At 53.1% G+C, this 23,890-nt stretch carries 21 protein-coding genes; 3 read left to right on the top strand and 18 right to left on the bottom strand.

Annotation, left to right across the window (positions count from 1 at the left end):
• Positions 1-272: 272 nt before the first annotated feature.
• The gene (locus AB1500_01485; protein MEW6181835.1) at positions 273-809 is read right to left on the bottom strand and encodes a DUF2148 domain-containing protein; all 537 of its coding nucleotides are present in this window, start codon (positions 807-809) and stop codon (positions 273-275) included.
• A 183-nt stretch (positions 810-992) separates the two neighbouring features.
• Here AB1500_01485 and AB1500_01480 point away from each other — a divergent pair, with 183 nt between their 5' ends.
• Both AB1500_01480 and AB1500_01475 read left to right on the top strand, forming a co-directional pair.
• Positions 993-1,679 carry a YIP1 family protein gene (locus AB1500_01480; GenBank protein MEW6181834.1) on the top strand — a complete coding sequence of 229 codons (687 nt, stop codon included), beginning with the start codon at positions 993-995 and terminating at the stop codon, positions 1,677-1,679.
• Positions 1,680-1,821: 142 nt separating this feature from the next.
• Positions 1,822-2,721: an IS1595 family transposase gene (locus AB1500_01475; GenBank protein MEW6181833.1), complete on the top strand. Its 900-nt coding sequence runs from the start codon at positions 1,822-1,824 to the stop codon at positions 2,719-2,721.
• On the opposite strand, the gene AB1500_01470 is transcribed toward AB1500_01475, so the two are convergent.
• From AB1500_01470 to AB1500_01395, 16 genes are all read right to left on the bottom strand, one after another.
• Entirely contained in the window at positions 2,648-3,709 is a 1,062-nt protein-coding gene (locus AB1500_01470; GenBank protein ID MEW6181832.1) for a hypothetical protein, read from the bottom strand. The genes AB1500_01475 and AB1500_01470 overlap by 74 nt on opposite strands.
• A gap of 1,182 nt (positions 3,710-4,891) precedes the next feature.
• The gene (locus AB1500_01465; GenBank protein ID MEW6181831.1) at positions 4,892-5,551 is read right to left on the bottom strand and encodes a hypothetical protein; all 660 of its coding nucleotides are present in this window, start codon (positions 5,549-5,551) and stop codon (positions 4,892-4,894) included.
• 355 nt (positions 5,552-5,906) lie between these two features.
• Positions 5,907-6,257 (bottom strand): NADH-ubiquinone oxidoreductase-F iron-sulfur binding region domain-containing protein, encoded by a 351-nt coding sequence (locus tag AB1500_01460; protein ID MEW6181830.1) that lies wholly within the window; start codon positions 6,255-6,257, stop codon positions 5,907-5,909.
• A 576-nt stretch (positions 6,258-6,833) separates the two neighbouring features.
• Positions 6,834-8,120, bottom strand: coding sequence for a glutamate-1-semialdehyde 2,1-aminomutase (gene hemL, locus AB1500_01455; protein MEW6181829.1), 1,287 nt, complete (start codon positions 8,118-8,120; stop codon positions 6,834-6,836).
• Positions 8,110-8,598, bottom strand: coding sequence for an Lrp/AsnC family transcriptional regulator (locus AB1500_01450; GenBank protein ID MEW6181828.1), 489 nt, complete (start codon positions 8,596-8,598; stop codon positions 8,110-8,112). The genes hemL and AB1500_01450 overlap by 11 nt, the downstream gene beginning before the upstream one ends.
• A gap of 229 nt (positions 8,599-8,827) precedes the next feature.
• Positions 8,828-9,313, bottom strand: a complete 486-nt coding sequence (locus tag AB1500_01445; protein ID MEW6181827.1) for an Lrp/AsnC family transcriptional regulator — start codon at positions 9,311-9,313, stop codon at positions 8,828-8,830.
• A gap of 247 nt (positions 9,314-9,560) precedes the next feature.
• Complete coding sequence (nirJ2, locus tag AB1500_01440) at positions 9,561-10,565, bottom strand: putative heme d1 biosynthesis radical SAM protein NirJ2 (protein ID MEW6181826.1); 1,005 nt, start codon at positions 10,563-10,565, stop codon at positions 9,561-9,563.
• A gap of 220 nt (positions 10,566-10,785) precedes the next feature.
• A complete protein-coding gene (gene hemB / locus AB1500_01435) occupies positions 10,786-11,763 on the bottom strand; it encodes a porphobilinogen synthase (protein MEW6181825.1) in 978 nt (325 codons plus the stop codon).
• Between the two features lie 250 nt (positions 11,764-12,013).
• A complete protein-coding gene (gene cobA, locus AB1500_01430; protein ID MEW6181824.1) occupies positions 12,014-13,540 on the bottom strand; it encodes a uroporphyrinogen-III C-methyltransferase in 1,527 nt (508 codons plus the stop codon).
• On the bottom strand, positions 13,540-14,475 hold the full coding sequence (gene hemC, locus AB1500_01425) for a hydroxymethylbilane synthase (GenBank protein MEW6181823.1): 936 nt from the start codon (positions 14,473-14,475) through the stop codon (positions 13,540-13,542). The genes cobA and hemC overlap by 1 nt, the downstream gene beginning before the upstream one ends.
• Before the next feature lie 4 nt (positions 14,476-14,479).
• A complete protein-coding gene (gene hemA, locus AB1500_01420; GenBank protein ID MEW6181822.1) occupies positions 14,480-15,781 on the bottom strand; it encodes a glutamyl-tRNA reductase in 1,302 nt (433 codons plus the stop codon).
• Positions 15,756-16,385, bottom strand: a complete 630-nt coding sequence (locus AB1500_01415) for a bifunctional precorrin-2 dehydrogenase/sirohydrochlorin ferrochelatase (protein MEW6181821.1) — start codon at positions 16,383-16,385, stop codon at positions 15,756-15,758. The genes hemA and AB1500_01415 overlap by 26 nt, the downstream gene beginning before the upstream one ends.
• Before the next feature lie 211 nt (positions 16,386-16,596).
• The gene (locus tag AB1500_01410) at positions 16,597-17,559 is read right to left on the bottom strand and encodes a polyprenyl synthetase family protein (protein ID MEW6181820.1); all 963 of its coding nucleotides are present in this window, start codon (positions 17,557-17,559) and stop codon (positions 16,597-16,599) included.
• A 178-nt stretch (positions 17,560-17,737) separates the two neighbouring features.
• Positions 17,738-18,358 carry a TraR/DksA C4-type zinc finger protein gene (locus AB1500_01405; GenBank protein ID MEW6181819.1) on the bottom strand — a complete coding sequence of 207 codons (621 nt, stop codon included), beginning with the start codon at positions 18,356-18,358 and terminating at the stop codon, positions 17,738-17,740.
• A gap of 21 nt (positions 18,359-18,379) precedes the next feature.
• Positions 18,380-18,688: a DUF5665 domain-containing protein gene (locus AB1500_01400; GenBank protein ID MEW6181818.1), complete on the bottom strand. Its 309-nt coding sequence runs from the start codon at positions 18,686-18,688 to the stop codon at positions 18,380-18,382.
• Between the two features lie 266 nt (positions 18,689-18,954).
• Positions 18,955-21,030: a thioredoxin domain-containing protein gene (locus tag AB1500_01395; GenBank protein ID MEW6181817.1), complete on the bottom strand. Its 2,076-nt coding sequence runs from the start codon at positions 21,028-21,030 to the stop codon at positions 18,955-18,957.
• A 158-nt stretch (positions 21,031-21,188) separates the two neighbouring features.
• Here AB1500_01395 and AB1500_01390 point away from each other — a divergent pair, with 158 nt between their 5' ends.
• Positions 21,189-22,481, top strand: a complete 1,293-nt coding sequence (locus AB1500_01390) for a glutamate-5-semialdehyde dehydrogenase (GenBank protein MEW6181816.1) — start codon at positions 21,189-21,191, stop codon at positions 22,479-22,481.
• A 7-nt stretch (positions 22,482-22,488) separates the two neighbouring features.
• Here the strand turns inward: AB1500_01390 and AB1500_01385 are convergent, their stop codons facing one another.
• The gene (locus AB1500_01385) at positions 22,489-23,802 is read right to left on the bottom strand and encodes an aminotransferase class V-fold PLP-dependent enzyme (protein MEW6181815.1); all 1,314 of its coding nucleotides are present in this window, start codon (positions 23,800-23,802) and stop codon (positions 22,489-22,491) included.
• Positions 23,803-23,890 lie beyond the last annotated feature (88 nt).

Genomic DNA, 23,890 nt, shown 5'->3' with positions numbered 1-23,890 from the left:
AATTATTTTTTTTCCTAAGCCGTACAATCCGGAACCACCCGGCACTCAACGGCACTTTAAGACACTTTGCATTTTCATAGACGCAAGGCGACTCAGAACGCTGCGTCTTAAGATCAGCAAGTTGAGTGCTGGGCCGCCACAGAGGCACTGAGTTCACAGAGAACAGAAATATCAAAACTATAATTAAAAGAATAAATACGTATATTTCCTTCTTTCCTCCGTGTGCTCTGTGTCTCTGTGGTTATTCTTTACCGTCTGGTATAGACCCGGCCCTATTCTTTCTTCGGCGTACGGTCGAAAAAAACACTCTTGCCCGTGGCCGCCAAAGGTATCCCCAGAACCACACCGGCGTCAGTCAAACCCAGCCGGCGGGCCGCAACACCAGCCCGGTACATGACCCGGTTATCGACGTTAAAAAGGGAAGCCGTCTTTACCGCTGAGCCGATTGCGATGCCCATATCCATCGCCCGCCAGTAACAATGCGGCCCTCTGAACTCCTTTTCTTCATGCTCAACCACATCGTCGCAGCGTGGAAAACCGCAGGCGCCGCAGTTAAGGCCCAGGGGTTTCGCGTTTTTCAGGCCGATGAGAAAAACCGCCGCCGACCTGCGCACACTTTCCGCATCCCGGTCAAAGTCCTTTTTACCCGTTTCCCTCCCGAAAGCCTCCATCCCCTCGGCCAGTCGCGGCAAATCCGCGCCCGCTATCACCTTGATTTCGAGGTAATCCTGGCCGAGCGACTTCGGCGCCGTCCTCGCCGCCAGGGCCATGAATCCCGCGACCTGGACCACGACTTCCTCCAAAGTCATCACCCGTTTCTTTTTCCTCAAAGCTTAGCCTTTCGGCGATGTTCTGTCAAGCAACTGTCCCGCAACACTCCGGGATACATTGCACGTTGAACGTTGAACCTTATGTTTTCCATGCAGGAAAACAACATCCGGGGAGCGAATACGACTATATTATATTTTGCGGAACAAAGGAGTAATTGAAATTTGGCGCAGGATTTTCCGTCCTCCGTAAAGCGTTTGTTTTTGGTTGTAACCGAGCCGCTCGCCGTTTTCAGAATAGTCGCGGACCGTCCGCTGTTCATGCGTCCGGCGCTCGTGCTCTGCGCCCTGAATATCTTCATGGCCCTAATCCTGCTGCCCAAGATCAGGGCGGCAACCATCTGGATGATCGAAAACAACACTCTTAAGATCCCGCCCGGCGAATTAGGAAAAATAAAGGAATTCATCCCTGTTACGGTGCCGCTGGCGGCCCTTTTCGGCGCCGTCCTGTTCCCTGTAGTCGTCTGGTTGATGGTATCCCTGTTATTGAGACTTTACGGCTCGCTACGCAAAACCGTGATTCCTTTCGAGACCGTTCTTACCATCGCCGTATATGGTTACGTACCGATCCTGCTCGGTAACGTCGTCAGCACGGGCATCGCTCTGTCATCCTCGGTGGAGAACTTTCACCGGGTAACCGTGACCCTGGCCATGTTTTTCCCCTACCCGAAGACCCTGCTTTACGCCTTTCTCGCGCGCTGCAGCGTTTTCACCTTATGGAGCCTTGCGCTTTGGAGCGTCGGCGGCGCGGTAGCCCTTAAAACCAGGCCGATTTACGTCGGGATTTACCTTTTTGCGCTTTGGTTCCTGTACTCCCTTTTGTCTGCATTAGCCCTGTTAAACAAGCCGTAAAGAATCAAAGGTGGGTAAAACCCACCCTGCTACAACCTAATCCCCAAGACGCCTTGAATATATTATTAGGCGATTATCCCTTGACAGCACGTAAACCTTCTGGTATAATATTCTTAAGAAACCAGTAAGGAAGGTGCATCAAGTGGAGAAGTACACCATTAATAGTTTCCATAAGGATTTCCCCGACGATAACGCTTGCCTTGAGTGGTTAGTTAACCACTTTCACCCCAACGGTATCTACTGCAAGAAGTGTGGCCGCATCACAAAGCACCACCGGCTTACTAATCGCCGCTGCTACTCATGCGATAACTGCGGGACGCACTTCTATCCTACGGCGGGAACCATCTTTCATAAGTCCAGTACACCGCTTAAATTGTGGTTCTACGCTGTTTACCTTATGAGTAGTACACGTTGCGGTATATCGGCGAAGCAACTCCAACGCCAGTTAGGTGTTACTTATAAAGCGGCGTGGCGTATGTTCCATCAGATACGCAAACTCCTAAAGGAAGACGTTGGTTCGTTTTCTGGTGCCGTAGAAATGGACGAAACTTATGTCGGCGGTAAACGCCGTGGTAAACGCGGTCGTGGTGCCGAAGGCAAGACTATTGTCGCCGGTGTTGTCCAGCGTCAAGGTAAGGTCGTTGCCGAAGTCGTTCCCGATGCTAAAACAAAAACGCTCCTGCCCATGTTGGGAGAGCGTGTATTACCGGGTAGCATCATTTATACCGACGAATATCTAAGTTACAACGGCGTAGGGAAAGCAGGTTATCATCACCGCCGCATCCATCATGCACAGAAGATATACGTTAGGGGCGACATTCACACGAACAATATTGAGTGCTTTTGGTCACAGTTAAAACGTAGCCTTGACGGTACACATCACGCCGTTAGCGCAAAGTACCTCCAGTGTTATTTAGACGAGTTTATGTTCCGCTATAACCATCGGAGGGACGAGCAGAACTTGTTCATTACTTGGCTTTCTCAGGTTTGCCAGGGCGTCGATCAGATCGGTCATCCGCTACACGGCGGGACGCTTTCTTAAGATCAGAGAGAAAGTTATCCCGTGTAAATGGTTTTTCATTGTGTGCATTATCAGGGGTAGGCAAGCTTTCTTTTCTACGCTTCTCTTCCACTCTTTCTCGAATCTCCTTGAATTTAGGATGGTCTATAACCTCAATAATCTTTGAAACTGGCACAACCACGGCGATACCCATATTGATTTTGTCTTCCCCAACCTTGTCTCCCCCTACATCCATCTGCTCATCAAAAGGAACATCCCAATGCCCATGCACTAACCCCAATAAGAAAAACTTGTCGCCTTTTATTTTTGTTTCTTTCTCTTTATCCCAACTTGTCCTTATTGGACCTAAATGAACAAATACCGGTGAACCACTAAGTCCACCTATAGACCTTGCTTCTATAAGGTATGCATCCATTAAACCCATTTTGGTTTTCACAGGCTCTTCGGGCATGGCTGCAATGTTACCCACACGTACAATGGGAATGTTATTATGTTTTCCATAGTGTTTTGTAAATAAACCTGCCAAAAATACTTCATCACCTAAACCTATTTCTTCATTGAATATAATTTCATCAGTTGCAGCTGCTTCAAGGGGGAAATGAAGGTAGTCAATTTCATTACTAGGTGGTGCCCAATTTAATATTGCCACATCAAAAGCAGGTTCAGTTTCATGAAACAACCAGTCCCTGGAGTCGGTATCAATTTCTTGATATGAACCAGCTTTAGTATTTAGTCGGAGAACAACAGAACTATCAACGCTGTGCTGTTCAATTTCCTGAATAACGTGCTTTGCTGTCACAATATAGACAAATCTATAAGTAGATTCGTCCTGGGATTGCCTACTTACAAAAAAGGCGGTTCCAGCAAACTTAATCATCTGCTGGTGGTCTCGATAACAAATAAAAGCGACGCATTTGCGTATATCGGCTGGAACCAACATGTCCCTACTCCTGGCGGTTTTAAGGATATACCGAGGTTTTCCGCCCAACCGATAGTCTATTACTAGCATTATACCCCTCCTCGGTAACAATTGGTAGCTATTATTGTGTTCATTATGTTAGTATGGTATGATTATCCAAACTTGCATTAGGCTCCTATGGTTACGGACAAGGGTTTCTCTTGTAGAGCCTCGCAAAAGTGACAGTCAGCCTTATTGGGCAGGAGGCGACTGAATTCACCAGAGCGCTCCTGAAAGGAGGAACCCGCAATGGGAGTATTTTTGTTTGGGGTAATCCCGGTCGCAATTTGTGGACAAATTACCCCCTCGCAGGACTGCCTTAATTGCGTTAGGTGCATACTTGACGTGTGTTACTTAACCAAAGGGCAGGAAAAAGCTCCTTAGGTCCAACCACCTAAAGAGCCCTGCAAGCCAACCACCAGGCCGCCGTAAGGCGGTCTTGGTGATTTATTATTAACCTATTCTTTGGCAACCATTCTATGATTCTTTCGTTTTTCCTGCTACATCACGTAGAATTTTTTCTTCAATTTACCTTTTGTTATGTCGCTTCATGGTATAATAAACCAAATATAAAAGAAGGGGAGATAATTATGCCATCTGTTCCGCCAATCCCTATGGCTTTCAATCTTATCGGTATTAACACTGTACCTGACGGAGTTGTAGGAGTGTATACTATCTTCAGTTCCAGATACGAGCCAGTTTACGTGGGTAAAGGATATATTAAGGAGCGACTGCTTAGGCATTTAGGTGGGGACAACCCTTGTATATTAGAACGAAAACCAACCTCATTTACTTACGAAATAAATAGTAATCCAGATAACCGCGAAAAAGAATTGATTTTTAGGTTAAAGCCTTTCTGTAACCAGCGGATTGGTTAAAACATTCTGGGGTTCTAAACATGTATCCTGTGCCGTTAAACTTGCCGGTGAATCGGTCAAAGAAATAATCTCGGTTGTTTACACTTATACGAACAGCAAGAGAACTGTTATACACCTCGATATGGTCGCCGGTAATAAGGTCATCGTAGGTCATATTAGCGATAAAACTAGGTATCCTTAACCAGTGTAATAAACGTCCAAAACAAGTCCATGTTAACGAGGTTATTATCCTAATAATCAAAGACACCCCTCGAACCGAATGGGGTGTCTCTTTTTTAATACCTTTGCCTCCCAATATTACCTTCAAGTTAAACCCTCCATCTTTCGTTTTCCTGCTATTTTGGGACAAAAAGTTTCAACCTATCTTTAACGCCGTACCAGTGCCGTAATTATAAAGCTTGAAGAACCGCACTATCGGTCTGTTTAACTCTGAAGCATTAATTTCTACCCGTACTTTATATTCTCCGGGAGATATAGCCCAATCGTAATTCTTCCATCCGGGTAATCGGCAGGAATCAAAGTTGAAAGCAAACGCATCCTTCTGTTCTTCGTGCTTAAAGGCGATATTAAACCTATGGGAAATACCATTGGGCTCCATAGGTAACTTATATAGATCGCTTATTCTTTGATATTTACCTTGGTTAAACTGATCTATATTTTCTTCCCAACGTGCATTAATTGACCTAGGTACAAGCGGCTCTTTGCTATTTGGAGGGTAAAATAAAAGTGATACCGTAGCATCGCTAATACGTAACCCTTTTTTGATATTTTTCACATCCACGGAAGCAAAATAAGGACGGCCCAGTGAAGTTTCATAGCCCTGCTCATAGTTTTTATCCGAAACAACCCTTCTGACTTCAGGTTTTAAAATCAAAGGTCTCAAGAAAGTAAAACCACGACCACACACGCAAACAACCACAATATTCGCTAAAATTACTGCTATGAAACTTGCCGATAAAGGTTGCCAAAAACCACGAAAATAAGTGGTTGCATCCCCAACTAAACCGATTAACATAACTAAAATCCACTCTCTATAACCATACGGTAATAGTTGGTATAGGCCATAATACTCCGCGATTTTGCGTATATCATTCCATAACTCCCGGAAGTATCGCATGGTTCAATTTTATGGGTTAACAACAAAACACACAACCCCCCTTAAAATTCAGGAACCCCTATAGGGGTTCCTCCTTACGTGCTATAATGGTATAGTCACCTATTATTATATTGAACCGTTCAGCCGCTGAGTGTTTCGCTGACCCAGCACTCAATTATACGCTAAGGCTCAGACATACGCCAGCCACCTATATCTGACATCTGAAATTCGCAGCCTATCGACGCGCCCAACGGGGGCGCCTGAATAGTTGCCTTTATGCCTCCGCCACATAACGGATATCGCATACACCGGCGGGACAGTACCTTTCGGTGACGTGCGCCTCGAACTCCTCGTCGTAGCCGGCAAGCGCCTCAGTGACGATGCTTGCGCCGATCCGCCCCACACCGCACGCGGCCTCTTTATAAGCCCCTTCCGTAAGCTCTTTCAGCTTCTTGCAAAGCTCCGTTCCACCCAGGCTCCTGCCGATCTCGCGCAGGACCTTCTGCGCCTCCTGCAGATGATTGGAACAGACGGGGCATTCATCGCAGGCTTCCCTCAAAACCAGAGCCAGATAGTATCCCGTCAACTCCACGATACAACGGGGAACAGCACCTCCGGAACACATAAGAAAGACCTCCTATCGAAAACAACGTTCAACCTTATACTGACGGACCTTTGGGGTCCGTTCAACGTTCAACGTTCTACGTTAATACATTCGACGTGGTGCCGCTGGATGCGGCATGTGGGACTCCCTTGGAAATAGTGCTGCTTTCGATGGGCGCAACGCGAAGTACGTATTAATGCGTCAGCCCGGCAGAGCCGAATCCTCACGTACGCACCCTGTACGCTCCGGCCATTTGAGAGGTGGGATGCAAGAGGTTAGAGGTGAGATATCAGGATGCAATTCGCTTGGCGAATTTCTACAATTAGTCGCACTTCCAACTTCTCACTTCTCACTTCCCAATTATCCGGCGGCATTGTTCTTCGCGCTCTACTTGCTTTTCACAGCGCTCCTTGTATATCACGCGCTTCTGCTCTAAGTTTTAAGCTCACGGGCCTTTACATTTTCATTTTTATAGCCACGCATTTCGCTACGCTTAGGCACAAAACTTTATGAAAATAGTCTTTTTTCAGTTTTACGCATTCCGTATTATGGTTCCCTTGGCGTCTTGGCGGTTGATTTGATGAATATCGGCAAACATCAGGCGATGGCGCGCAGACAGCGGGCTGCCGCTTCAACCGTTTCGTCGATATCCGCAACCGAATGCGCCAGCGAGACAAAAAGCGCCTCAAACTGAGAGGGCGGCAGGTATATCCCCGTCTTTAGCATTCCGCGGAAAAAAGCCGCGTACCTTTCCGTATCCGCGGCGGTAGCGCCGGCGTAGTCCGATACCGGTCCGGGCGTCAGGAACATCGTCAGCAGGGAACCAACCCGGTTGACCGCCGCGGGGACCCCCGCTTCCGCCGCCGCCTTCTCCAACCCCGAAGCGAGCCTGGCGGCCGTGACGTCCAGTTTGTCGTAAGTCCCGGGTTTACTAAGAGCGTCAAGGGTGGCTATCCCGGCGGCCATCGCCAGCGGGTTTCCGGATAACGTGCCCGCCTGGTAAACCGGCCCCTCAGGCGCAATCATTTCCATTATCCTCTTTCCGCCGCCGTAAGCCCCGACCGGCAGTCCGCCGCCGATAACCTTCCCCAGACAGGTAAGGTCCGGGTAAACCCCGTAAAGCTCCTGCGCCCCGCTGTAACCCACCCGGAAGCCGGTTATCACCTCATCGAAAATCAGCAGCGCGCCGTACTCCGAACACAGCGCCCGCAAGCCGGGCAGAAAGCCCTCCGCCGGCGGCACAATACCCATATTTCCGGCGACCGGTTCGACGATCACCGCGGCGATGTTCTCGCCCTCACGCCTCATTATCTCACGCACGGTGTCGAGATCGTTATAAGGAGCGATCACGGTGTCCTGCGCCACAGCGGGAGGAATACCCGGACTGGTCGGCACCCCGAGCGTAAGCGCCCCGGAACCTGCTTTAATCAGAAAGGAATCGCCGTGACCGTGGTAACAGCCTTCAAACTTCAAAATCTTCGAACGCCTGGTATAAGCCCGTGCCAGGCGTACAGCGCTCATTGTCGCTTCGGTCCCGGAGTTGACGAGGCGGACCATCTCCACCGCCGGAAGCGCCGCGACTATTCTTCTCGCCAGTTCGACCTCCAGTTCCGTGGGCGCGCCGTAACTTGTTCCGTTCTCGGCCGCTTCGCAGACGGCCCGGACCACCGCGGGGTGGGCGTGCCCCAGAATGAGCGGCCCCCAGGAACATACGTAATCGATGAAGGCGTTGCCGTCGGCGTCATAAAGCCGCGCTCCGGCCGCCTTATTAATAAAAACCGGATCACGTCCTACCGACTTGAAAGCCCGGACCGGGCTGTTAACCCCGCCCGGCATGTAATCCCTGGCTTTGGCGAACAGGTTATCGGAACGGTCAAACCGCATCGTCTTCCCCTCTTTCGATAAAATATTGCGGGTTTGAGCGTTTTAATTCCGCTGTGCTGAAAAGCACCCGGTAATCCGCGACTCCCACCGCCTCGCTGAGCCTTGCCGCAATCGCCAGACACTCCTTGCGGTGGGGGCGGTGCACGACGACATAGAGGTTGTATGGCCAGTCCCGGGCGGTTTCGCGTTCGTAACAGTGGGTCACCTCGGGGAAGGAGGCCAGTTTGTTCCCCACCTCATCCAGCCGCTCCGGCGGCACCTTCCAGACGATCATGGCGTTGGCCGTGAAACCGACGTTCTGATGCCTCAAGGCCACACTCAACCGCCGGATGATTCCCTTGTCCATGAACTCCTTCACCCTGGCGATTACCTCGTCTTCCGTCATTCCCAGGCGGGCGCCGATCACCGCGAACGGCCTGGACTCCACCGGAAAGTTTTCACCCAGTTCCAGTATCAGGCGCTCTTCAATCTCGTTCACATTTTCCCCTCCAAGACCACTCCGATTCTATAAACGCGCTTCAACGCTTGGGGCCTTTAATACCCAAGATTTACGCTGATCTCAGATTCACCACGGATGCACAGAGATTAAACTAAACATGACGACAATCAGAGCAGCGATTGAGGTGCATCAACTTTATGCCGCCGTTCTCATGCAAGGCCATCCGAATAAGAAGGATATAAGCTATCTTGTTTCCGGCTTGTCCGGGTTAGGGTTTTGCGGCGCCTTCCAAATCGAACCTTACGCGTATTTTAAAGATACGGCGCGCCGAAAGGTTGATAACCTCGGGAATTCCCGTATTTTTCTTTATCGTCGCCAGTATATCGTTAATCCTGTCGACAGAGGGCGCCAGGATGGTAAACCAGACGTTGTACTCGTATTCTCGGACGTAGTTGTGTGTAACCTCAGGGAAGGAGTTTATCGCTTCTGCAACCTCGGGGATGCGCTCTCCGGGGACTTTCATCGCGCACAGCGTCCCGGTGTATCCTATTTTCCGGGAATCGATGATCGCCCCGAGGCGCCGGATCGCCCCTTCTTCCTTGAGCCGCCTGAGTCCGGCGATCACGTCGCTCTCGGTCGACCCGAGCCTCTCCGCCGTTTCCTTAAAAGGCTGAGGCACCGGCAGAAAACCTTCCTGCATCGCCGCCAGCAACCGCCGATCCTCTTCGGTCAGCTCCTTATCGTCGAATGCCAATCGACCCCCTCCTCCCTCTGAAAATAGTGCTTTTTTCGGTAGGCGCGTCGATAAGCAACGCATTGCTGCGTCAGCCCGGCGATGCCGAATCTTCACGTACGCACCCAGTACGCTCCGGTTCGTCTCCGCCGTCTTCATTGCACTGCATCACTTCTCGGCGCGTTCCGTGTACGTTACAACACCTCTTCTAAATTCAAAGCTTACGGGTCTATATTTTCATTCTCTTTTAAGATTCTACGTTATACCGTCAGCTCGACCGCTGCACCCGGCTCTTCCCCCCGTAAAGACACCACGGTTCTTCGCCCATGTAATCGTCGTAATAAAACTTCGCCCTTGCCCGACAGCCGCCGCATACGTCCTCGTATTCGCAACTCCCGCATTTTCCGGTGTACCGGCGCGTCCGCAGGTGCTTAAAGAACTCGGCGTCCCGCCAGATCTGCGAGAAAGGTGTTTCCCGGACGTTCCCCGCAGGGACGTCGAGATAAGCGCAGGCCTGCACCACGCCCACCGGGTTGATCAGGCAGTAGGAGAGCCCCGCCAGGCATCCCCGGGTGAAACGCATATTGACGCCCATCTGTTTGGCGATCCTTAAAAAATGCGGCGCGCAGGTGGGTTTTATCTCTATCGGCACCTGCTTCTGTTTTTCCAGGAGACGCCGTAGGAGACGTTCGTACTGATCGGCCTTGATTGAAGCCTCCGCTATCTCCACCGCACGGCCCGTCGGCACCAGGAAAAAGACGTGGTGCCCCTGTGCCCCGATTTCCACGGAAAAATCCGTAAGCTTTTCAATTTCGTTATAATTGAAGTCCATCACCGTGGTATGGACCTGGAAACGAAGCCCGGCTTCCCGGCAGGCCCGCATGCCTTCAACCGCCGCGTCCCAGGAACCGGGCACACCGCGCAGTTCGTCGTGCACCTTTTTGTCCATGCTGTCGAGGCTGATTCCCGCCGCCATTAACCCGGCCTCCGACAACCGCCCGGCCACCTCGGGTGTGATTAAGGTCCCGTTGGTACCCAGAACCGGCCGCAGACCTTTTTCGCGGGCGTAAGCCGCCAACTCGAACAGGTCGGACCGCATGACGGGCTCCCCGCCCGAGAAAATCATTATCTTAAACCCGGCCCGGGCGATCTCGTCAATGAGCGTGCGGCCCTCTTCCGTCGTCAGTTCGTCGGTTTTTTTCGACCCCGCGTCCCGGTAACAGTGGGCGCATTTGAGGTTACATTCGTTGGTTGCGTTCCAGGATACGATCATACTACCGCTCCCCTTTTATAAATCGTAGCTATTTAGATCGGCTTCCGGGTCGAATTCATCCAGCACTCAGTGCATGTCTAAACCGGAAGGTCAATGCCTTATCTTTAGCCAGAAAATAGTTTATTGTTCTAACGCAAATTTAACACCTGAGTGCTGGAAGTAGCCAGAATCCAAAATTTTGGACTTCTGACTTCTGACTTCTGACCCAGAATAGTTACTCTCACTCATCCTTCAGCCATCTTGCGACATCTTTGGCGAAGTAAGTCAGGATGATATCCGCGCCTGCGCGCTTGATCGCGGTGAGCACCTCCAGCACCACCGCCCGCTCGTCGATCCACCCGCGTTCCGCCGCCGCCTTGACCAGCGAATACTCGCCGCTGACGTTATAGGCCGCCACAGGACGACCGAATTCTTTTTTAACCCGGCAAATCACATCGAGATAAGCGAGCGCGGGTTTTACCATCACGATATCCGCGCCTTCCTCCAGGTCGAGCGCCACCTCCACCAGGGCCTCCGAGGCGTTCGCGGGGTCCATCTGGTAGCTCCGCCGGTCGCCGAACTGCGGGCTGGAGTCGGCCGCCTCCCTGAAGGGGCCGTAGAAGGCGGATGCATACTTGGCGCTGTACGCCATTACCGCCGTGTCCGCGTATCCGGCGGTGTCAAGCGCCTGCCTGATTGCGCCCACCCTGCCGTCCATCATGTCGGAAGGCGCTATTATATCCGCTCCCGCGCGGGCATGGGAAACAGCGGTGCGCGCGAGGATTTCCAGAGTGGGATCGTTCAGTATCCGGTCGTCCTTTACCACGCCGCAGTGTCCCCAGGCGGTGTAAGCGCAGAGGCACAGGTCCGTTATAACCATCAGGTCCGGAAAGCGTTCTTTTATCGCCCCGATCGCCCGCTGAACAACGCCGTTCTCATCCCAGGCGCCGGATGCGGCCTCGTCCTTAACGTCGGGAACGCCGAAGATTATAATCCCCGGGATTCCGGCTTCCACCACCGTCTCAACCTCGCCCAGAAGGGTGTCCACCGAGAAGCGTTTAATTCCCGGCATCGCTTCAACCGGGATCACGACACCGCTTCCCTCCGCGACAAAAACCGGGTAAACCAGGTCTCCCGCTTCAAGCTGTGTTTCCCGGACGAGTTTTCGCATCTCCTCGCTCACGCGAAGCCTCCGCAGTCGCGTAACCGGAAAGCCCAAGTTAAAAACCCCCAATCTCAATAATTAAACCGCCAAGACGCCAAGAAAACCATGAATTAAAAATTATGAATACGGAATGATGAATAGAGTCAGATTTATAAGGTGGCCTCATTCACCGTTTTCCGGTATTCGGATACTCGGTGGGCACAGCCCACCCTACCCCTCTTTCGACCCTATCTCCCAACGCTTAACTCGCAACTTTTTCCCCGGACTGAGAACTGTCGACCGAGGACTAAGGACTTTCCCCGTTTCATCCTTCATTCTTCATCCTTGTAAAGAATTCTACAAGCGCCTCAACCAGCCCGGGAATGGTGTAGCGGTCCGCCTGAACGTCCACTGTAAGGCACGCCTTACGGGCGGTATCACTGGTTACCGGGCCGATGGAGGCTACCGCCGTTTTTTCCAGAAGTCCCGGCGTGTCGGGACCCAGCGCGGCAACGAAGTTCGTTACGGTCGAAGAACTCGTGAAGGTAACAGCATCCACAGCGCCGCTTGCCAGCATCTCGCGCAGCAAACCCGCGCTGCGGCGTTCCGGCGCAGTCCGGTAGGCTGCGATGTTGTCGGCGAGATATCCCGCCTCCGCCAGCGCCCGCGGCAGGGAATCCGGCGCGATGTCCGCCCGCGGCAGAAGCACCCGCGCCCCGGCCGGCATCAGTGTCTTAAGGCCTTCGGCCACGGCCTCCGCCTTGAACTCCTGGGGCGTGTACTCGACCACCAGGCCCCGCTCTTCGAGCGCCGCCCGCGTTCCGGGTCCGATAGATGCAATATGCGCCCGGTTGAAAGCGCGGATGTCGCAGCCCAGTTCCCGAAGGCGCCGGTAAAACATGCTAACCCCGTTCACCGAGGTGAAGATCACCCAGTCGTACGTTCCAGCCTTCCGGATGGCGGTGTCAAGCCCTTCCCAACTTTCGGGCGGCTCAATCCTGATCGTCGGAAACTCGAAGGCTTCGCCGCCGAGGGCCGAAATCGCTTCGGACAACACGCTGGCCTGCTCCCGCGACCTGGTGACCACGATGCGCCGTCCGAAAAGCGGCCCCTGTTCGAACCAGGCCAATTCCTCCCGGAGGGAAACAACCTTTCCGACCACCACCACCGCCGGATTGGTAAGACCCGCGGCCTTAACCCCGGCGGTAATATCGTCCAGGGTGCCCGTTACCGTACGCTGTTTCGCCGTCGTTCCCCACTGGATGACCGCCACCGTCATCCCACCGGGAAGCCCCGCTTCTTTCAAGCGCTTCATGATGTCCGGAAGATGCGCCATACCCATTAAAAAAATCAGGGTCCCGCTGCCGGCGATCTTATTCCAATCAATAGCTGAATCGTTTTTATTCGGATCTTCATTGCCCGTTATCACCGCAAAACTTGAGGTAAAATCCCTGTGGGTAACCGGGATGCCTGCGTATGCCGGCGCCGCCACCGCCGCGGTGACTCCCGGGACCACTTCAAACGCAAACCCGGCGCGCCTCAAGGCTTCAGCTTCTTCGCCGCCCCGGCCGAAAACAAAGGGGTCGCCGCCTTTAAGCCTTGCGACCACCCTTCCCTCCCGGGCCTTCTCTACCAGAAGCGCGTTTATTTCGTCCTGCTTCAAAGCGTGGCGCTCGGGAGACTTACCCGCATAGATGATTTCCGCGTCCGCCCGGGCGTACCCGAGCAAACGCGGGTTGACCAGTCGGTCGTAGACCACCACGTCAGCCGATGAAAGATACCGCAATCCCTTTTGCGTGATCAGGCCGGGATCGCCTGGTCCCGCACCCACCAAATAAACTTTTCCGGCCATTATCGTTCTTTCTCCCCGCGGATCGATTCTAAAATTTTATCCCCACCAATGCCCAATAACTTCTCCGCCAGCCGCATCCCTACCTCTTCGGCCTGAAAGACCGGGCCGCTATCCTGCGCCCGGACAAGCCGCCGGCCGCCAAGGTCCGCCACTACTCCCTCAATGGTGAGTTCCTCGTTCATGGTGGAAGCGATTGCGCCGATCGGAACCTGGCAGCCTCCCTCAAGACGGCGCATCAAGGCCCGCTCGGCAAGAACCTGCGCCCTGGTATCCGCGTCGTCCAAAACCTCGGTGAGCCGGGTAATTTCCGGATCGTTGGCGCGGATTTCTATCCCTATCGCTCCCTGGGCCACTGCGGGCAGACAAACACTATACGGGAGGCGCTGGGTTGCGTGACCTTCCAGCCCCAAACGGGCCAAACCGGCCCATGCCAGCACAATGGCGTCGAAATCACCGGCTTTCAACTTGTTCAGGCGGGTAATAACGTTGCCGCGGACGGGAACAATCACAAGGTCCGGGCGGTAGTGTTTCAACTGCGCCTGCCGCCGCAGGCTCGAAGTGCCCACCCGCGCTCCCTGCGGGAGGCCGTCAAGCACCTTCCCCGAGGTGGAAACCAATACATCACCCGGATACTCCCGCTCTAACACTGCGCCGATAACCAGGTCCTCCGGTAAAAGCGTGGGAACATCCTTCATGCTGTGGACCGCGATGTCGATCTCTTTATTTAGAAGAGCAACCTCTAATTCCTTTGTAAAAAGCCCCTTATCCCCAATTTTCGCCAGGGCGACATCGAGAATCTTGTCCCCGACGGTCTTAATTTTCTTTATGCTGAACCGGTATTCCGGCCACCTGCGCTTCAGCGCATCCGCCACAATCTCGGTTTGTTCAAGAGCCAGCGCACTCCCCCGTGTCCCGACAACAATCCGGCGTCCCACTATTCTAAATCTTCCCCTTAACCACTGCCGCGGGAATCTCCACCGGGACTTCCAGCCCGAATAAATCCTGAATAGCTTCCGAATAGAGTTGTCCCTTCGAAGAAAGGGCAAGGTCTTTTAAACCCCGGACGGGTTCGTGCAGCAACTGGTTTACGATGCTGTTGGCCATAGAGGTTATCACCTTCCGCTCGCGCTCGGATAGATCACCCAGACGGTTCAAGGCCCGGCGGAGTTCTTTTTGCTTTATATCGTCACCAAGTTTCTTCAGGGCCACCACTGTGGGAACCACAGTCTGAGCAGCCTGCCTCCGGACAAATCCCTCGACTTCTTCTTCTATTATTCTCTCCACCTGCACCGCCATCTCGCGCCTCTCGGAAAGATTCGCGTCGACAACGTGCTGCAGCCCGTCGATGTCGGAAAGCGCCACTCCCGGCAAGTCGCCCACCGCAGGCTCGATGTCCCTGGGCACCGCAATATCGATCAGAAAAATCTTTGTTCCCTTGCGTTTCTCCATAACCCTGGTCATTTCGCCGGCGTGGATCACGTAATGAGCCGCCGCCGTGCAGCTTATCACGATATCCGATTTTTCAATCCACTGGTAGAGTTCGTCAAAACGCACGGCCTGTCCCCTAAAACGGCCTGCAAGCTCCCGGGCGCGTTCAAAAGACCGGTTGGAAACAATCACTCCGGTTACGCCGCTGGCCACAAGATGCTTTGCGGTAAGGTCGCTCATCTTACCGGCGCCGACTATCAACACCGTTCGCCCCTCGAGGCTTCCCAGTGTCTGTCTGGCAAGCTCCACCGCAGCGTAACTCACAGACACCGGGTTTTGGTCGATTCCGGTGTCGTTGCGGACTTTCTTTCCAACCGCCAGCGCCTGCTGAAACAACGCGTTGAAATACTTCCCCGATGAATCGCAGTTTTTGGCCAGTTGGTAAGCTTCCTTCACCTGGCCGAGAATCTGGGTTTCACCGATGACCATTGAATCAAGTCCCGCAGCGACCTTAAAGAGGTGCCGTACGCAGTCGTTTTCGGTGTGAACGTACAGGTAGCGCTTCAGCTCGCTGAAATCCACACCGGCCCGCCGGGACAAAACCTCGATTACAGCCGTTCGCCCTATTTCGTTCGTAAAGAATATGTAAAACTCGGTCCGGTTGCATGTTGAAAGCAGAACAACCGAACTTACACCGGGTTTGGTCCTGACTTCCTCCAGAACCTCCCGCACCTGGCTTTCAGAAAACGCGAACCTCTCCCTGACGTTTACCGGCGCCGTCTTGTGGTTAAGACCGATAACGATCGAGAACAATCTTCATCAACTCCTTGGCCGTTTCGAGGTCACCCTTTTCCATACAAGCCAGAACCTCCGGGCTAACAATTCCTTCAAGCAAATCGCCTTTCGCTTCCGGGTGGTCGGCGATAATCCGGGCCCGTAAAGCGCCCAGGTACTCGGTGAATTCACCGTACGCCGGCGGTATCAACTCTTCGAGTCTTTCCCTTATCTTCCGGGCCAGAAGGGGGCTTTTCCCCTCCGTCGATACGGCGATGGTAAGCGGTCCCCTCCTGATGGCCGACGGAACGTAGAAATTGCAAAACTCGGGCTGGTCGACCACATTGAGCAATATGTTTTGCGCGGCGCACTCCCGGGCAACAACGTCGTTCACTTCCCTGTCGTCGGTGGCGCTCACCACCAGAAAGGCGTCCGTGGTATCGCCCTTTTCAAACCCCCGGTTTACCCATTGAACCCGACCGTCGCTTATCCGGGAAGACAGCTCTTCCACAACCGCCGGGCTGACTACCCAAACCCGCGCCCCGCAGTTAAGCAGCATCTCCACTTTACGCGCCGCAACTCTGCCGCCGCCGACAACCACACACTTTCGTCCTTCAAGCCTTATGAACGCCGGATAGAGCATTCTCTTCTCCCTTGAAAATAAACGTTCTTTCGACTGGGCGCGACGATGAGCTTCGCCCATTTTCAGTCTTCTAGTGGACCAACCCCCGGCCGCATGGGACACTCCTAAAATATCACCGATACAATTGCAACCTTTTTTTATTAAGGTACGCCAGGGCTTGTCCTTTCAAATTCTCCCCGTTTTGCAGTTTGAACTTATTATAACCTTTACTTCAGAACTTTCGTGCCACCACAAACTCGGCTATTGCATCGAGATGCTGCCGGCTTGGAATGTCGGGAAGCACGTTGAGCGCCTTCTTCGCCTTGCCGACAAAGCGCTGCGCCACGTCCAGGCTGTACGGCACCCCGCCCTCTTGTTTTACGATATCGATCGCCTCGCCGATTTCCACCTCTCCTTTTTCCCGGGCGCAGAGGATTTCCTGCAGACGGCGGCGCTTCCCTCCCTGGCGCAAAACATAAAGCACCGGTAATGTGGCGATGCCCTCACGAATATCACCGCCGGTGGCCTTTCCGAGAATACGCTCGTCTGCGATTATGTCGAGAACGTCATCCACCACCTGAAAGGCCATTCCCACCGCGAGGCCGTACCGGCCGAGCGACTTGCTCACAATGCGCGGCGCCTCACAAACCACCGCCCCGAGCTCGCAGGCGCTGGCGATCAGTATCGCGGTTTTGCTCCGGATGCGGCCGAAGTAATCGCGCAAGGTCTGCCCGGGGTTGAAGCACGCCCGCGCCTGAGCGAATTCCCCGGTACACACGTTCATGCATGTCGCTGCAAGTTGTTTGCTCACCAACGGGTCGGCATACCCGGCAACGATTTCGATGGCTTTGGCGAAAAGTGTATCACCGGTCCGGACAGCCACATTATTCCCCCAGATCGACTGTACGGTAGACCGTCCGCGCCGGACGACCGCCCCGTCGACGATATCGTCGTGAACAAGGGTGGCCATATGAATCAGTTCGAGGGCTACCGCCAGCGGCACCACCTTATTAAGCTCATAGCGCCCAAACCGCCCGGAAAAAAGAGCAAAAGCAGGCCGCAACCGCTTCCCGCCCGCGGCAAAAAGGTGCGCCGCGGCGTCATGGATGACCGAGTTGAATCCCGCGATGGTATTCATGAGTTCGGCTTCTATATAAGCCAAATCATCTCTGATTTCATCAAAAAAAATAAGCATATCTCTCCCCGGGCTCACAATACAGGTTATAACTTGATATTTATTCGTTTGGGAAAACGCAAAATCCTCCCTATTGCGAAAAAAACATCCTGCCCCGGAATCGGGTCAAAGGTGGCATGCTTACGGGTTTCCAAGTCGAATACCCCCCGGGAGTTTCGTCGTGTGATAATGCTGCTCCCTAAACCCTGTTATCCTTGTAAAACACCCCGTCGCTTTTGTAGTAAGGAATCTGGTCGACATCCGGAGGCGCTCCGCCCAAAACCCCGCCGCGGCCTTCCTCCTCGTCGAGCGGGTCCGTCTCCGTCGAAGGGCCGTGCTGCTCAATGTCCTGCCACGTATCGTCCCGGTCATACATTATACTATCATCGAAGGCGCGTTGCCACGGGTTTTGAAAAACCTCCTCCTCAAGCGAACGCTGCTTGGGTTCAGAGAGCTTCTCCTCCTTCGTTTTGCACCGCCGGCACATCGTGGTGTGAGGTATCGCCTCAAGTCTATCCGGAGCGATCTCGCTGCCGCATTCGTCACACAAACCGTAACGCCCCGCCCTCATTTTGGATAAAGCGTCCTCAATCGCCTTTATCTTGAACTCCGCATCGTTCTTCAGGGCAAGGTCTTTGGAACGCTCGAAAACCTCGCTGCCCACGTCCGCCGGGTGGTTGTCATACAGCGAGAGTTCGCTTGTAGACTCCCGCATCGACATATCCAGACCCGTTTCTTCGATTCCTGCTATAAGCCGCTTCAGTTCTTCCCTCTCCAGTTCCAGCCGTTTTTTGAAATAGTCCTGCCTGGCCTGGTCCACTAATAAGCCTCCTCTTAATAGTTAATACAAATTCAGGTTGACCATACGTACCACTTCGGCGATAAATTTTCCTATTCCCGGCAGATTGGCGGCCACCAGATCACGTAAAAGGTAGACGATCAACGCCCCGAGGATGGTGAATCCCACGGCGATCCCCAGGCCGCGCGCCAGGCCGGCGATGAAATTAACGTACATCAGCCGCCACGGCCGGTCAAGCAGCTGTACGTACTCCGCAAGCTTCATTTTTTCTGTGGCCGTTATCAGTTCCTTCAGCTTTTCTTCGAGCCGAATCAGAACAGGCGCCGCGTCTTCCCTCTCCTCATCCGCCATACAGCTACCCCTTTTAATAGTACTTCTTTCAGTGGGCGCAGCGATAAGCAACGCATTACTGCATCACTTCTCATCGCGTCCCGTGTATGTTACAACTGCTTTCAAATTCAAGCTCACAGGTTCATTTTTTCAAGCTTCGTTTTGCCCAGCACTCAATCTAACATGTGTAATCATTAACCGATAGCACCGAAAAACTTAAAGCCGTGGTATCTCACTATCAGTACTAAATGCCCTCTGAGTGCCGGGTTCCAAATCAGCCGGAATGCTCAAGCCATGAGCAGCTCCAGGACCTTGCCGGTGTCCGTCGTCGGCAGCCTGCAGTTATGGTCCAGACAGACATAAGCCGTAGCCCTGCCCCCCTGGCTTAAGAATCCGGACGTGAAGCCGGCGATGCTCCCGATCTCCGCTGTTTTTTCCCCTTCGGGCCTAACCATTACCACCTTGTTGGGTATGAACCTGCTCCGCACCGCACCCAGCATCTTCCGCGTGTCCTGTGCCTGCGGGCGGCCGACGATAACGATCTCATATGAGGGTCCGATCGCAAAATCCAACGCCGCCAGCAGCTGCGTGTGCGCCGAAGGGGCTTCCAAAACGCTCCCGGAGAAGGCGCGCCCTATCCGGGAGGCCTTTTGTTCCAGTTCCGGGTCCGCGGTAATAAGCCCCAAACGCAAAAGATCGAACATGGCCACCGAATTCCCTGACGGAACGGCGCCGTCGTAAATCTCTTTCCGGCGGACAAGAACATCCTCCGCGGCGTCCGAAGAAGAATAAAAACCGCCGTCTTTATCATCCCAGAACCGGCTCAGTAAAATATCATTCAGACCAAGCGCCTCCTGGAGATAACGCACCTCGAAGGTCGCTTCGTAAAGCTCGGTCAGACCCCAGATCATAAAACTGTAGTCGTCGAGGAAAGCCGGAACAGCGGTCTCCCCGTCGCGGTAACGGTGGTAAAGCGCCCCGTTATTATCCCGCATCGCGGTTAAAACGAAATCCGCCGCCTTTGCCGCCGCCGCAGCGTACGCCGGATCGTTAAAGACCTGCGCCCCTTTAGCCAGCGCGGCGACCATCAGGCCGTTCCAATCCGCCAGAATCTTATCGTCTTTGTGGGGATGCACCCGTTTTTCGCGGAATTCAAAGAGCTTTTCCCGCACAGTTTCCAGGCTCTTTTCCAGCTCTGCTTCCGGCATCTGCAAACCGGCTGCCGTATCACCCACCGGTTCCCGCAAAAACAAAATGTTTTGTCCGGCGTCCGAGCCGGTTTCCGCCCGGAAATTCCCACCCGGTTTAACGTTGAAGACCTGTGACACCAGAGCGGCCTCACCTTCGCCGAGCAGGCGCCGTATCTCATCCTCCGTCCAGAGGTAAAACTTCCCCTCTTTACCCTCGCTGTCCGCGTCTTCAGCGGAGTAGAAACCGCCTTCCGGACCGGTCATATCCCGCAGGACATACGCGAATATCTCTTTCGCGGTGCGCGCGTAAAGCCTTTTCCCGGTAGCCTGGTACGCCTCCAGGTAGGCGATTGCCAGCAAAGCCTGGTCGTAAAGCATCTTCTCGAAATGCGGCAGAAACCATTCCGCGTCCGTGGAGTACCGGTGAAAACCGAAGCCGATATGGTCGTAAACACCGCCCGACCGCATAGCCTCCAGCGTTCGCTCAACCATCTCGAGCGCCCGCGCGTCCCCCGACCGTTTCCAGTAGCGCAGTAGGAAGGTAAGGCTGTGCGGCATCGGGAACTTGGGCGCGGCGCCGAAACCGCCGTGTTCCTTATCGAAGGCGCGCAGGAGCTGCTCGAACGCCGTCTTAAGGCTCGTCTCACCGATCTCCTCGCCGCCTGCGCCCTGCGCCAGCTCCTTTACAACCGAGACCACCTGCCCGGCCTTGCTTTCGATCTCGTCCCGGCGCGACTCCCATATCCTCTTAATCTGCGGCGTCAGCTCCATCATGCCGATTCGTCCGAACCGGCTTTCTTTGGGTATGTACGTCGCCGTGAAGAACGGTTTTTTATCCGGGGTCATGATCACGGTGAGCGGCCAGCCGCCGCTTCCCGTCATCACCTGGCACACGGTCATGTATACGCCGTCGATGTCCGGTCTCTCTTCGCGGTCGACCTTAACGTTTACGAAAACCTCATTCATCAGCCGCGCGACTTCCTCATCCTCGAATGACTCCCGTGACATGACGTGGCACCAGTGACAAGTACTATATCCGATACTGAGGAAAACCGGCTTGTTCTCCCTTTTTGCCGCTTCGAAGGCCTCCTGCCCCCAGGGGTACCAGTCCACGGGGTTGTCGGCGTGCTGGAGTAAATACGGGCTCTTTTCCCGGGTGAGTCTGTTTGCCATAAAACATAACCTCCTGAAAACCGTTTGAGGCTATTATCTCCAAACGCATCTACAAAAACATGTTCCAATTCGGGGGTAGTCCGTTATGATACTGACTACTGGCTACTGACTACTTACCCTGAATTATGGTAATATATAGCCCAAGGGGGAACTGAAAAATGAGCATGATAAACCTGGTCCGTAACGTAAGAGAAGCATCGATAAAGCTGGCCGGTGCGGAGCCGGAACTCAAGAACAAAGCCTTGGCAAAGATAGCCGAATCTTTAAAAATTCGAAAAGAAGAAATATTAGCGGCTAACCAGAAAGATTTAATCAGAAGCGAAGGGGAAAACCTTTCGTTACCCTTGTTAAAGAGGCTGAAATTCGACGAGGCAAAAATTAATGATGTTATCGATGGTATTTACAGCCTGATTAAACTTGAGGATCCCGTAGGGAAAACTTCGTTAGCCACTGAGATGGACGAAGGACTGGAAGTTTACAGGGTATCCTGCCCTATAGGAGTAATCGGTGTAATATTTGAATCCCGGCCTGATGCCCTTGTACAAATATCCACCCTTTGCTTGAAGAGCGGCAACGGCGTTATTTTAAAAGGCGGATCTGAGGCCAGGGAAACCAGTAGGGTACTGACGGATGTTATAATCAGGGCAACTCAAGAGGCCGGTATTCCAACAAACTGGATAGCTTTATTGGAAACACGCTCAGATGTTGACGAAATGCTGAAAATGGATGACTATATAGACCTGATTATTCCAAGAGGATCCAATGAGTTTGTAAAGTACATTATGGACAATTCGAATATTCCGGTTATGGGTCATGCGGACGGCATTTGTCACTGCTATGTGGACGAGGATGCCGACATTAATATGGCGGTAGAGGTTGCTGTGGATTCGAAAACTCAGTATGCGGCCGCATGCAACGCGACGGAAACTTTGCTGGTACATAAAAAAATAGCGCCCGATTTTTTGCCCGAGCTAAAAAGCGCAATGGATAAAAGACAAGTCGAATTAAGAGGCTGTCCTAAGACCCGGTCGATTATTTCGGCCGGTCCGGCGACGGAAGAAGACTGGGGGACGGAATATCTGGACTATATACTTTCCGTCAAGGTTGTTTCAGACCTTGACGAAGCCATTGAACACATAAACAAATATGGTTCCGGCCATACAGACAGTATTATTACCAGAGATAAGACAAAAGCGGCCAGATTTATGAATTACGTCGACTCCGGAAATGTTTTCTGGAACTGCTCAACACGGTTTAGTGATGGTTTTCGCTATGGATTGGGCGCCGAGGTGGGAATCAGCACCGGTAAAATTCATGCAAGAGGACCGGTAGGCCTTGAGGGGCTGGTGATTTATAAATATAAAGTTATAGGAAACGGCCATATTGTGGAGGATTATAACAATCGAACAAAGTTGTTTAAGCATAGACAATTGAACAAAAACTTTTCATAGCAAATAATTACCGGGTCCCGTATTTTTGAGTATAGTATTCTCTATGTTCAGCGACGCGGCGGAGGGTTTGAATCAGGACATTAATCTCATTACGGTCGTTATAAAGCCCGAAACTGACCCTGACCATCCCCGGACCCGAAGAACGGTAATTCCGCCTCCGGATTACCGTTTCACCGGGAGTGACGCTTAGAAGTCTCCGAACGTACGGCTGGGCGCAGAAACAACCGCTTCGGACGGCGATACCGGCCTCCCGTGAAAGGATATCGGCCACCAGCGCATGGTGAATCCCGTCGAGATTGAAGGGGATGATCCCTATCCGTGGTTTACCGGGGTGAGTGTCACAGTGAAGGGTTAGACCGGGTATGTCCCTCAAGCGTTCTACGGCGTATTTCCAAAGCTCAAGTTCGTAATCGGCGATGTTCCGCATCCTGATCCTGCTCAACGTTTGAATCGCGGCTTGAAGACCTAGTACCCCCATCACGTTGGGCGTCCCCGCTTCATCCTTATTAGGCGGGTCGTCCCATATAACCTTTTTACGGGTAACCGTTTTTACGGTACCGCCGCCGGCGTACTCCGGAATACCTTTCTTAAAGGTCGCCTCCGGGCCTATCAGGACCCCCGCCCCAAACGGCGCGTACATTTTATGACCCGAAAAAGCAAGGTAATCGATATGCCTTGGGGAGTTGAACGGCTTCATGTCTAATTCGGCGTGAGGGACCAGCTGCGCTCCGTCAACCAATATCTTTGCATTGAATCTGTGGGCCGTTTCGGCGATTTCGTGGACGGGGTTCACATATCCTGTAACGTTCGAAGCCCCGGTGACGGTCACTAATTTGACCGATCTTCCGTACTTCTTCAGCTTTTTAACCAGATCGCCGAGGTCCAACCTCCCGTGATTGTCTGTTTCCACATAATCCAGGTGATATTTTCTCCAGGGGAGATCATTGGAGTGGTGTTCCATCCCTGTCGACAGGATTACACCCTTTTTACCGTCGTAAAGACGGTAAGACAGCTTGTTAATTGCCTCGGTTGTGTTCTTTACGTAGATGACAACGTCATGTTCGAGATCCGCTTTGACGAAGTCCGCCACGGCTTTTCTCGACCTTTCGTACCACTCGGTGGAAAGCTGCGATTTGTATCCCGCGCCGCGATTAACGGAGGAATACATCGGGGCGAAATTGATGATTTCGTTTAAAGCATCCACAAACGGCGGCGTGGTGGCGGCGTTGTCCAAATTTATTGAAACAGCCGCGCCGCCGCCGGGCAGCGCGATTTCATTATCAACCCCGACCACGAGGTCCCGGAAGACGGACCCGGCCATATTAGATGAACCTCCCGCAGCAGTCTGGTGTCATTATATTTATGCCGGGTATTCGCGGTGCCGCTTTGAAACAGACCGAGCGAACCAC

This window comes from Bacillota bacterium (assembly GCA_040755295.1).
Classification (GTDB): domain Bacteria; phylum Bacillota; class Desulfotomaculia; order Desulfotomaculales; family Ammonificaceae; genus SURF-55.
This window is presented reverse-complemented; position numbering and strand designations above follow the sequence as displayed.